The organism is Burkholderia cepacia (genome assembly GCF_029962485.1).
Lineage (GTDB): Bacteria > Pseudomonadota > Gammaproteobacteria > Burkholderiales > Burkholderiaceae > Burkholderia.
This window is the reverse complement of the sequence record NZ_CP073638.1, coordinates 2,000,858-2,012,909: the sequence shown is the minus strand read 5'-3', so window position 1 is coordinate 2,012,909 and position 12,052 is coordinate 2,000,858. Positions and strand designations below refer to the sequence as shown.

Sequence of the window (12,052 nt, the reverse complement as noted above, 5' to 3'; positions counted from 1 at the left end):
CGCACGTCAATTGGACGAGTCTGAAAATTGAAATTTGTGGTTTGTATTCAACAGGTTAGAAATTTATGACGATTGCCTTTCAATTGTCTCGGTAAGATCGCGTCCACTAAGCCAACGAATGGACGCGGGCCGCGTCGACGAGAATGAACAAGAATACGCATCGCTTGGTGTATTCCAGGCGCCGGGAATGGTGGTCGCCGTCGCGGAGACGGCGACGGCTGAGGGGAAATCGGCAACGGGCGAGGCGCGCGCGCGGCGGCGTTCATCGGCGTCCGGCGCGCGCGCCGTTGCGGCGGGCGTTGCCGTGCTCGGCATGCTACCTGTCCTGTCCGGTGCGCAGATCGTCCCGACGCCTGGTACCAGTACGCACGTAATCCAGACGCCGAACGGTTTGCCTCAAGTCAACGTGGCGCGTCCGTCGAGCGCAGGCGTCTCGGTCAATACCTACAACCAGTTCGATGTACAGAAGGCTGGCGCGATCCTGAACAACTCGGCCACGATGGTTCAGACGCAGCAGGCGGGCTGGATCAACGGCAACCAGAATTACGGAGCCGGGCAGGCTGCGCGGATCATCGTCAATCAGGTCAACAGTCCGAATCCGTCCCAAATCCGCGGCACAGTCGAGATCGCAGGCGCCCGTGCGGAACTCGTCCTGGCTAACCCGTCCGGGATTTTTGTCGATGGCGGCGGCTTTCTCAACACCAGTCGAGCGACCCTGACAACCGGCGTACCGTTCTACGGTGCCGACGGGTCGCTTGCCGGCTACAACGTCAATCGCGGCCTCGTGACCGTCGCTGGCGCGGGCCTGAATGCAGCCAATTTCGATCAAGTCGATCTGATTGCACGCGCGGTGCAGGTGAACGCGGCGGTCTACGCGAAGAATCTGAATGTGGTCGCCGGTGCGAGCCAGGTCAACCACGACACGCTCGCCGCGATGCCGATCGCTGGCGAAGGCCCCGCACCGTCGGTTGCAATCGACGTGAGTCAGTTGGGCGGCATGTACAGCAATCGGATCTTCCTCGCCTCGAACGAGAACGGCGTGGGGGTGGCCAACGCCGGTACGATCGCGGCGCAGGCAGGCGATTTGACGCTGCAGTCGAACGGCCGGCTCGTGCTCACGGGCAAGACGACCGCGAGCGGCAACCTCGCGCTGTCGGCGGCAGGCGGCATCCAGAACAGCGGTACGACGTACACGCAGCAATCGCTGTCGGCCGTCACAAGCGCCGATCTCGCGAACAGCGGGACGCTCGCGGCGAAGCAGAATACGACAGTGAATGCCGGCAGCGTCAATTCGACCGGCACGCTCGGCGCGGGCGTGAACGACGACGGCTCCGTTGCGCATGGTGGCGACCTGAACCTGACAGCCTCGGGTCAGTTGAGCGCGACCGGCCAGAATGTCGCGGGTGGCAATGCATCGTTGACAGGCTCCGGCGTGAATCTCGCCGGCAGCCAGACGGCGGCAAACGGCAATCTGTCGCTGAACGCGACGGCTGGCGACGTGAATCTCGCGAACGCGACGACGAGCGCACAAGGCGCCATTCAGGCGAACGCTTCGGGCACGGTAATCAACGATCACGGCAGCCTGTCGAGTGGCGGAGGCACGACGCTGACCGGTGGCGCCCTCGCGAACCAGAGCGGCAAGGTCTCGTCGCAGGGTCCGCTGTCGGTCAACGTGGCTGGCCAGATCGCTAACCAGTCGGGCGAACTGATCTCCGAAAGCACGGTGGACATACACGGCGGCGCCATCGCGAACAACCAGGGCACCATCCAAAGCGCGGCCGGCATGACGATGGCCGGCGCGTCGCTGGATAACACGGCAGGACGGATCACGTCGCTCAACGGTGATGGCTTGTCGGTGACGACGAGCGGCCAATTGACCAACGCTGCAGGCACGACCGCGAACGGTGCGCAAGGCGGTGTCATCGGCGGCAACGGTGATGTTTCGGTCCAGGGCACAAACGTTGTCAACCGCGGCGCGATCACGTCCAACACGAATCTCCACGTTGCGGGCCAGTCGGTCGACAACGGCGGCGGCACGCTGCAGGCGGCACAGAACGTCGCAGTCGATGCCGACGCACATTTGACGAACAACGGTGGCTCGATTGTCGGTCAGACGGCAACGGTCAGCGCAACGACGATCGACAACAGCGCCGGCACCGTGCAGGCCGGCCAGGTGTCGTTGGATGCTACCGACCTCGTGAATCACGGCGGTACGATCACGCAGACCGGCACTGGCCAGATGGCCGTTAATGTGTCGCGCACGCTCGACAATTCCAATGGCGGCACGCTGCAGACCAACAGTTCCGATCTGACGATCGCGCCGGCGGCGATCGTCAACGATGGTGGCACGATCACCCATGCCGGCAACGGCACACTGACGCTCGGAAGCGGTTCGGGCTCGGTGTCGAACGTGGGCGGGTCGATCGCGAGCAACGGACACATCGTCGCGCAAGCCGGCGCGCTGAACAACACGTCGGGCTCGATCAACGCGCAGAGCGGGCTGACTGCGACCGTCGGCGGCACGCTGAACAACGCGAGCGGCAAGCTGCTGTCGAACACGGATCTGAGTGTCGCCAGCGGTACGCTGGCGAACGATGGCGGCCAGATCGGTGCGGGCACGAACGCGACAATCCACATGGGCTCGATGACGAACCAAGGCGGTTCGATCGTCGCGCCGAACCTGTCGGTCACTGCCGATTCGACGCTCGACAACAGCGGCGGCAAGCTCGAGGCCAATCAGCTTGCGCTGACGACCGCAAACCTTGTCAACCATGGCGGCACGATCACGCAGTATGGGGCGTCAGCGATGGGCATGAATGTCAGCGGCACGCTCGACAACTCGGCCACGGGCGCGATCCAGACCAACAGCACGGATCTGACGCTCAAGCCCGCCGAGCTGAACAACGCAGGCGGCACCATCACGCATGCCGGCACGGGCACGCTGACGATCGCACCGGGTAATGGCGCCAGCGCGTTGAACAACGCATCAGGCACCATCGTGACGAAGGGGCAAGCGGTCGTCGATGCGAGCAGCTGGAACAACGCGAGCGGTATTCTCGCGGCACAGCGCGGTATCAACGCCACGATTGCGGGCGACGTGAACAACGCGCAGGGCCTGATTCGATCGGACGCGTTGCTGTTGTTGACGAACGGCGGCGCGCTGTCGAACCGAGGCGGCCACGTCCAGGCCGGGCAATTGGCTGCGGGCGACACCAGCACGCTCGACATTCAATCGGCGTCGATCGACAACGCGGACGGCGCCATAGTCGACCTCGGTGCGGGCAAGATGACGGTGCAAGGCGGCAGCCAGATCGCGAACAGTCATGCCGGCGGTGTGTCGGGTATGGGGGCCATCACCGGTAACGGGGACGTGACGGTAAGCGCAGCGTCGATCAGCAACACGCAGGGCGGTCAGCTCAGTGGCGCATCGCTGCATGTCCAGGGGAACTCGCTCGACAACAGCGGTGGCACCATCGGTAACGTCACGAATTCGAACGGCGACGTGAACGTCACGACGACCGGTGCGATCACGAACACGAACGGCCGGATCAGCTCGACGCACGACCTGTCGGTCGCAGCCGCTACGCTGCAAGGTGGCGGTACATTCAGCGCGACGCACGACGCCAACGTGGACCTGCAGGGCGATTACACGGCGGCATCCGATACGCAGTTCAACGTCGGTCACGATCTCGCCTTCAAGCTGCCCGGCACCTTTACGAACCACGCGAACCTGCAGTCGGTCAACAACCTGAGCGTCAACGCGGGCAACATCGTCAACGCGGGCGCCCTGACGGCCGGCGGCTTGCTGCGCACACAGTCGACCGATTTGACCAACACGGGTGCGCTGGTCGGCGCCAGCGTCTCGCTCAACGCGACGAATACGATTTCGAACCTTGGACCAACCGCTTTGATCGGCGGTTCAGACAGCAACGGTACGCTCGAGATTCTCGCGCATGACATCGAGAACCGCGACGACACGACGGCCACCGACTCGATGGCGACGACGGCCATCTTCGGCATGGGCAAGGTCGTGCTGGCAGGCGGCAAGGACGCGAGCGGTAACTACACGAACGCAGCGTTGGTGAATAACGTGTCTGCGCTGATCCAGTCCGGCGGCGACATGGAATTGCACGCGGACAAGGTGACGAGCACGCGCCGCGTGATGAAGACGTCCACCAGCCAGATCGATCCGGCATCGCTTGCGCAGTTTGGCATCAGCATGTCCGGATGCGTGGCGGTCTACATGGACGCCTGCTCCGGTCGGGACGTGCGCTGGGTCGACCTGAGCAAGCCCGAGGAGCGTGAGCTCTTTCTGGATTTCGTGGGCGGGGTTCCGACCGATCCGCCACATGGCGGGCAGTGGAACAGCGGCTACCAGAAGACGACGTACTATGCGGACAGCGCGACGGCGACGACCGTGACGGACATCAGCCCGGCCGCCCAGATCGTGTCGGGCGGCAAGATCGACGCCTCTTCGGCCGGCACGCTGCAAAACTATTGGAGCAACATCGCGGCGGTCGGCGACATCAAGATGCCAGCGCGCTACGATGCCGACGGCTGGGCGGCGTCCGGTCAGAATCTGCCAGGCGTGTCGGTTTCCTACTCGGGGCAATATCACTACAACAACTACGACAACACCGAACACGACTGGCAATTGCCGTTCGGCAATGCGCCATTTGTGACGGGGCGTCCGGGTGGTTACACGCAGGTGGCGCCGGCGTCGATCAAGGACTACAAGCTACCGCGTTACGATCCGACGTTGAATTCGAACGACACGATTTCGGGCACTGGAGTGAGTGTCAACAACTCGGCGGGCAACGCATCGATTCCGTCTCTAGGCTTGCTGCCGGGCCAGTCGGTGCCGGGTCTCACGCCTACCAACCTGAGCGGTAACGCGAGCGGCGCGAAATCGGGAGCTTCGGCGGTGCAGGGCGGTACACCGGCGCCAGTCGATACGATCATCGCCAGTGCGACGGCGTTGAACGTCCTGAACAACCTCACCATTCCGCAAGGCGGCTTGTTCAAGCCGACCACCGCGCCGAACGCGAGCTACGTGATCGAGACGAACCCGGCGTTCACGAACCAGACGAATTTCATTTCGAGTGACTACTTCTTCGGGCAGCTCGGCGTCGACCTCACGCATATTCCGAAGCGCCTCGGTGACGGCTTCTACGAACAGCAGCTCGTGCGCAACGAAGTCACCGCGCTGACTGGCAAGGCTGTGCTGGGACCGTATGCGGACCTGCAGACGATGTATCAATCGCTGATGGCTGCCGGCGCGGATCTGTCGAAGTCGCTCGATTTGCCGATCGGCGCTAGCCTGTCGGCCGATCAGGTGTCGAAGCTGACCAGCAACGTGATCATGATGGAAACACGCGTGGTCGACGGTCAGTCGGTGCTTGTGCCGGTCGTGTATCTCGCGAAGGCGAGCCAGCAGAACATCGACGGGCCGTTGATCAGCGCGACGAACATCGATTTCCAGAACGCGCAGTCCTTCACGAATCGCGGCACGATCAAGGCGGACAACACACTCGCAATCCAGGGCCAGCAGATCGACAACGCATTCGGCGCGCTGCAAAGCGGCGGGCTGATGTCGCTGAAGACCGAGAACAACATCGACCTGACGTCGGCGAATGTGAAGGCTGGCAGTCTGCAGCTGGACGCCGGGAAAGACCTGATTCTCGACACGGCGACAAAGACGAACACGCGGGTGAGCCGCGATGGCGCGACGAGCGTGGTGACCACGCTTGGGCCGACCTCGAAGCTGGATGTTGCGGGCGACGCATCGATAGCCACTGGCGGGAACTTCCAGCAGAACGCGGGCAACCTGTCGGTTGGCGGCAACCTCGGGATGAATGTCGGCGGTAACTGGGATCTCAGTGCGGTCCAGACGGGCGAGCACAAGATCGTGCAGCGGGCGAACGGTATATCGAACACCGACATCAACAAGGTCACTGGCAGCTCGGTGACGGTCGGTGGGCAATCGAATGTCGTCGTGGGTGGTGATCTAACGGCACAGGGCGCGCAGATCGACCTTGGGCAAGGTGGGACGCTTGCCGCCAAGGGCAACGTGACGCTCGGCGCGGCGAGCGCGACGTCGACGGTGAACAGCAATAGTTCAGGCAGTGATAGTCACGGCAGCTACGCGGAAACGCTGCACACGTCCGATCAGGTGCTGACCGGCACGACGCTCAAGGGCGGCGACACAGTCAGCATCGTGTCGGGCAAGGACATTACGCTCTCCGGCAGTGCGATCAGCCTCGACAAGGGCAACGCGAACATGCTCGCGGCTGGTGATGTGAATGTCGGTGCTGCAACCGAGACACACGAGCTGAACTCGCACGAAACGCATAGCCATAGCAACGTGGTTAGCGGTGCGAAGATCGCGAGTGGAATCGATCAGACCATGACGTTGAATCAGGGCAGTCTGGTGTCAGCGGATGGTGTGAACATCGTCAGCGGGAAGGACGTCAATGTTCAGGGCAGTACCATCGTCGGAACGAACGATGTGACACTCACCGCCGCGCGCAACGTGACGGTTACGACGTTGCAGGACACCTTGCAGTCGTCGAGCTACTACGACAAGAAGGAATCGGGTTTGATGTCGGGCGGCGGCCTGTCGGTGTCGATTGGCAGTAGTTCGCTGAAGACGAACAGTCAGTCGACCGAGGTGTCGAACAACGGCAGTACGATCGGTTCGCTGAAGGGCAACGTCAACGTTACTGCTGGAAACGACCTGCACGTGACGGGAAGCGACCTGATTGCAGCGAAGAATCTTAACGGTACAGGCGCGAACGTGACGATCGACTCGGCACGGGACACGCGTCACCGCGGCGAGACGCAGGAGGTGTCGAAAAGCGGCCTGACACTGGCATTGAAGGCACCGGTAATCGATGCGGTGTCGAACGCGGTGGATCAATCGCGTGCGTCCAGCAGCAGTCAGGATGGTCGTGCGGCAGCGCTGCACGGAATGGCAGCGGCGAGCGCGGCTTGGGATGCAAACATGGCCGCCGGCGATCTGGTCAGAGCGCTGGGCGCGGGTGAGACACCGCAGTTCAAGGTTGAGGTCAGCGTCGGCAGCAGCCACAGCAAGAGCGCATTTAGCGAGAACAGCGTGACGAATCGCGGCTCGAACGTGAATGCAGGCGGGACCGTAGCGTTCGCTGCAACGGGGGACGGGCAGTCGGGCAGCGGCAATGTGACGATCGCCGGCTTGAACGTGAACGCAAATGATGTGATTCTGACAGCGAAGAATCAGGTCAATATCGTCAGTACGACGGACACCGATTCGACGCGCAGCACGAATGAATCGAAGAGCGCAAGTGTGGGCGTATCAGTTGGCACGGGGGGCTTTGGTATTTCGGCGGCAATGTCGAAGGCCAATGGCGACGGCAACAGCGATCTGGCCACGCAGAACAACAGCCATGTAAACGCAACAAACGGCGTGACGATCATCTCGGTTGGCGATACGAACATCATCGGCTCGAACGTGAAGGGCAATCAGGTGAATGCCGATGTGGGCGGGAATCTGAACATCGCGAGCGTGCAGGACACGTTGTCGAGCGCGGTGCATCAGTCGAGTTCGGGCGGCGGCTTCAACATCAGTCAGGGCGGCGCAAGTGCGAGCTTCAGCCAGAGCAAGGGTAACGCGGCCGGCAGCTATGCGGGCGTCAATGAACAGGCCGGGATTCACGCGGGCGACGACGGCTTCAATATCAACGTCACCGGCAATACCGATCTGAAAGGCGGGCTGATCGCGAGCGACTCGGATGCGTCGAAGAATGCACTGACGACAGCTTCGCTGTCCTTCTCGGACATCCAGAATCAGTCGCACTACGATGCGAGCTCAAGCGGCTTCAGTGCGGGGGCGACGACTGGTGATGGTGGGATGAACTACAGCACGCACGGCAGCGCGTCGGGCAAGAATGCGGGTGGCGCCGCGCCCATGCTTGGCCAGAACGACAGCGGCAGCGATAGCGCGACGACGAAGAGCGGCGTAAGCGCAGGGACAGTCACGATTACGGAATCGGCAAGCCAGAAGCAGGATTTGGCGAGCTTGAACCGCGATACGACGAACACGAACGGTACGGTCGCTAAACTCCCCGACATGCAGAACCTGTTGAGCAACCAAGCGGACATGATGGCTGCGGCCAGCGTGGCTGGTGAAGCGGTGTCGCGCCGGATTGGGGACTACGCGGACAAGATGATGAAGGATGCCGCCGCGAACGGTGACCAGGCCGGCGTCGACGCGTGGAAGGAAGGCGGAGCGAACCGCGCGCTGATGCAAGGTGCGGGTGCGGCACTGATGACGGGACTGGCGGGCGGCAATGCGGTAGGTGGCGCAGCCGGGGCGGCGATTGCGTCGATTGCGTCGGGCAAGCTGAACGAGTTGAGCAGTGCAATCGCAGGCAGCGATCCGACTGGCAACGCCAATATGAATCAAGCGCTGGGCAATATTGTGGCGAACGCGCTTGCGATGGGGGCTGGTGCGGCTGTGGGTGGGGAATCGGGGGCGTTCTCGGGGTACAACGTCGATCGGTTCAATCGGCAGTTGCACGACAATGAAAAGAAAGCAATTGCCGAGAAGGCTGGGAAGGACAAGGCGGAGCAAGAGAAGCTGACGCGCGCAGCGTGCTATGCGGTGAAGTGTTGGGCAGAATACCCGGAAGGGAGCGCGGAGCGGAACAAGAACTTCGTGAGTGAAGTTGAGGTGGCCTCGCTGGGTCCGGAACTGGATTGGGTAAATCGGCAGAAGGAAGCGGGTTTGTTCGATTACACACCGATGCAGAAGGTTGGCGATGCGTTGAAGAACGATCCGGTTGGAGTTGCGAAGGATACTGCCAAGGTCGTTGTTGGTGGTGTGACGGTAAAGACGGGAGCGGGACTTTGTGCAAGCGGTCTGGGTTGTGCTCTCGGCGGTGGAGGAATGATCGTTTTTGGATTGGGTGATATGGCAGAAGGTGCGGATGGTCTTTACAACCGTTATAACGGTACTAGTTCTCCTGGTGTGAATCCTGTGCGGTATGGGTTTAATGAGGCATTGCCTGCTGGTTGGGGGAATGTTGTGTATGACGGGTTGAATTTGGTAGCTGCGATTGCGGCGTTGAAAGCGCCGGTCCCGCTAAAGATGGGTAATGCTGATGGTCTGAATCGTCCGGGATCGATGTTTGATGTGACCGTGCCACGTACGAATAACAATACCTTGATTCCATTCATTAACCAAGCGGCACCATACGGGGCGACGCAGGGCATTTTGCTGTTTGGTGTTGGTTCGAAGGGGGCAGCGGTCATCAATGATGTTCACCGCGCAGGAGTGCAGAAATGAACTGGCGACGACTCTATGCGGCAGCTCAAATATGGTTCATGGTTTGCTTGGTTTCTATTTTTAGTGCAGGATGCTATGCGGTCGTTGTGATTGGTATTTGTCGGAAGTTGATGGGGCTGAGTAATGGTGTCTCTGTATTTGCTATAGGCATTCCATTATTTATTGTTCTTCTGGTTTTACACATTCGATTTTTGCCGAAGCCGTTGCGTAAGGCCGGAATGTTGAGTGATGATCCATCGAAATTCGGTCCATGGTTCAAGTCTGAGAGGAAAAGCTAAAACGATAGTCCCGGCCTATACCGTGCTCCGTGTTTATGCAGACTTCGCGCCGTCGGCTGGAGTGTGGTCGACTAGTGGCTGGAATTTTCCACCCCCCCCCCCCCCCCCCCCCCCCCCCCCCCCCCCCCCCCCCCCCCCCCCCCTACAATCTCGCCCCTTATTCTCGATACAGACCGGTTCAACCGACTGCTGCATCCGGATGAAAAGAAGGCTATCCAGGATAAGGCAAACGGTGACCAGGCCGGCGTCGACGCGTGGAAGGAAGGCGGAGCGAACCGCGCGCTGATGCAAGGTGCGGGTGCGGCTTTGGTAACGGGGTTGGCGGGCGGCAATGCGGTAGGGGGCGCAGCCGGGGCGGCGATTGCGTCGATTGCTTCGGGCAAGCTGAACGAGTTGAGCAGTGCAATCGCAGGCAGCGATCCGACTGGCAACGCCAATATGAATCAAGCGCTGGGCAATATTGTGGCGAACGCGCTTGCGACGGGGGCTGGTGCGGCTGTGGGTGGGGAATCGGGGGCGTTCTCGGGATATTACGTTGATCGGTTTAATCGGCAACTTCACCCGGACGAGTACGCGAGAGCAAAGAAGGACGCGAAGATCGTAGCGGAGAAGCTTGGGATAAGCGTACACGAAGCCGAGGGGCGGATAGTTGCCGAAATCCTGCGAAATTCCGATCAACAGACGATGGAAGCTTCCGGCGGAAAGCACGATTGGGAAGTTCGCAGCATTATTGGTTGCCAAAACCTGAATTGCGATGGCTATAAGAATGATTCACAGTATACAAACCATGATTACAACAGCCAGTACATCAAGAGAAATCAGGATGGGTACAGCGCGGGACAGCAGCAGCTTGGAACAGGGCTGACGATGCGGAAATGCGCAATCAGAATCTCGTGTATGAGCGCACTGGAAAGATCGCAACTACGGCGACTGCTTGTCTAGTTTCTTGAGGTGCTGCATGCGAAGCAGCAGTGACTGGGCTTGGAATTACTGGTTTGATGAATTACGCGACCGGTAAGCCGCGTTACCGCGGCGGAGGCTATCGGTGGCTTCCTCGGGGGAGGGATCGGTGGAGTCTATGGTGCTAACTTGAGCGCATGGGTCGGAGAAACAAGCGGATGGGTTGAAAAAGCTGTGCTGGGGGTAACCAAAATTGCTCCTACGTACGCTGGAAAGCAGACTGGGATTCCGCTTGGAAATACTACTGGATTAGGTGGGTCAGTCGATCCGCTGGTTGATCCGGCAACGAATTCTTGGTGGGGATTCAATAATACTTTGAAAAATTTTGGAGTTAAGAAATAATGAACTTCGGAATAGGGGTTGTTTGTATTACTCTGGGTTCGTTGTTCGTGACATGGCTTATGTTTGGTACAGAAAAAGAAAAATCAAGAAGAGGTAGATTTTTGTATTGGTTTAAATCGACCATATTGCTATGGATGGCATTGGTTTTGTGGGTGTCGTACACAGAGCCGAATATTAGTCTTGCTGTTTCAGCGGGAGTAAGCCTGGCATTTTCGGCACTGGCGAATCTCTTGCGATCACAGTGGGTTTTTACGATTCCTTAAAAAAGTGAAGTTATTGCATAAATGGTGAGATGAACTACAGCACGCACGGCAGCACGTCGGGCAAGAAAGCGGGTGGCGTCGCGCCCATGCTTGAACAGAACGACAGCGGCAGCGATAGCGCGACGACGAAGAGCGGCGTAAGCGCGGGGACAGTCACGATTACGGATTCGGCAAGCCAGAAGCAGGATGTGGCGAGCTTGAACCGCGATACGACGAACACGAACGGGACGGTCGCTAAACTCCCCGACATGCAGAACCTGTTGAGCAACCAAGCGGACATGATGGCTGCGGCCGGTGCAGTCGGTGAGGCAGTGTCGCGCCGGATTGGGGACTACGCGGACAAGATGATGAAGGACGCTGCCGCGAACGGTGACCAAGCCGGCGTCGACGCGTGGAAGGAAGGCGGAGCGAACCGAGCGCTGATGCAAGGTGCGGGTGCGGCTTTGGTAACGGGGTTGGCGGGCGGCAATGCGGTAGGGGGCGCAGCCGTTGCAGCGATCGCATCGGGCAAGCTGAGCGAGCTGAGCGGCGCCCTCGCATCCGCACCGACTCCATTTGCGCCATTGTTCGCACAGATTGCGTTCGGTGCAACCGTTGTCGGCGTTGGTGCCGATGCTGTCGGACAAATTGTGAGCCCGAACGTCGGTCAATACGGAGTTGGTAGTTTACTAAACACGGTATCGAATGCGGCATCAGAAAAATATCCTCTCTTGGGCCCTGTTATCAACGGAGTATCCAATAGTGTGAATAACAGTGATATATCAAATAGGATCCAAGGAATTCTCAATTCTTATTGGCAGGGAGTTGTGAAGGATGCCGCAGGGAAGGCAGGAGGAAGCGGTGCGAAAAATTAAGCTGATCGAAGATGGCAATTTCCCTCGATG

General features: G+C 60.0%; 4 protein-coding genes. All 4 read left to right on the top strand.

Translation table 11 applies throughout. From position 1 onward, the window contains the following. Positions 1 to 187: 187 nt before the first annotated feature. The 4 genes from KEC55_RS25355 to KEC55_RS25340 all read left to right on the top strand — a co-directional run bounded on the left by KEC55_RS25355 (position 188) and on the right by KEC55_RS25340 (position 12,022). The gene (locus tag KEC55_RS25355; RefSeq protein WP_282511423.1) at positions 188 to 9,325 is read left to right on the top strand and encodes a hemagglutinin repeat-containing protein; all 9,138 of its coding nucleotides are present in this window, start codon (positions 188 to 190) and stop codon (positions 9,323 to 9,325) included. Further along, positions 9,322 to 9,603 carry a hypothetical protein gene (locus KEC55_RS25350; protein WP_282507871.1) on the top strand — a complete coding sequence of 94 codons (282 nt, stop codon included), beginning with the start codon at positions 9,322 to 9,324 and terminating at the stop codon, positions 9,601 to 9,603. Before KEC55_RS25355 ends, KEC55_RS25350 begins: the two co-directional genes overlap by 4 nt. Before the next feature lie 285 nt (positions 9,604 to 9,888). After that, entirely contained in the window at positions 9,889 to 10,545 is a 657-nt protein-coding gene (locus tag KEC55_RS25345; RefSeq protein WP_282507870.1) for a hypothetical protein, read from the top strand. Between the two features lie 652 nt (positions 10,546 to 11,197). Further along, a complete protein-coding gene (locus KEC55_RS25340; protein ID WP_282507869.1) occupies positions 11,198 to 12,022 on the top strand; it encodes a hypothetical protein in 825 nt (274 codons plus the stop codon). Positions 12,023 to 12,052: the final 30 nt, after the last annotated feature.

Excerpts from the sequence above, each read along its gene's own strand:
- KEC55_RS25355 (WP_282511423.1), top strand. The coding sequence starts at position 188 with ATGGTGGTCGCCGTCGCGGAGACGGCGACGGCTGAGGGGAAATCGGCA.
- KEC55_RS25345 (WP_282507870.1), top strand. The coding sequence starts at position 9,889 with ATGCAAGGTGCGGGTGCGGCTTTGGTAACGGGGTTGGCGGGCGGCAAT.
- KEC55_RS25350 (WP_282507871.1), top strand. The coding sequence starts at position 9,322 with ATGAACTGGCGACGACTCTATGCGGCAGCTCAAATATGGTTCATGGTT.
- KEC55_RS25340 (WP_282507869.1), top strand. The coding sequence starts at position 11,198 with ATGAACTACAGCACGCACGGCAGCACGTCGGGCAAGAAAGCGGGTGGC.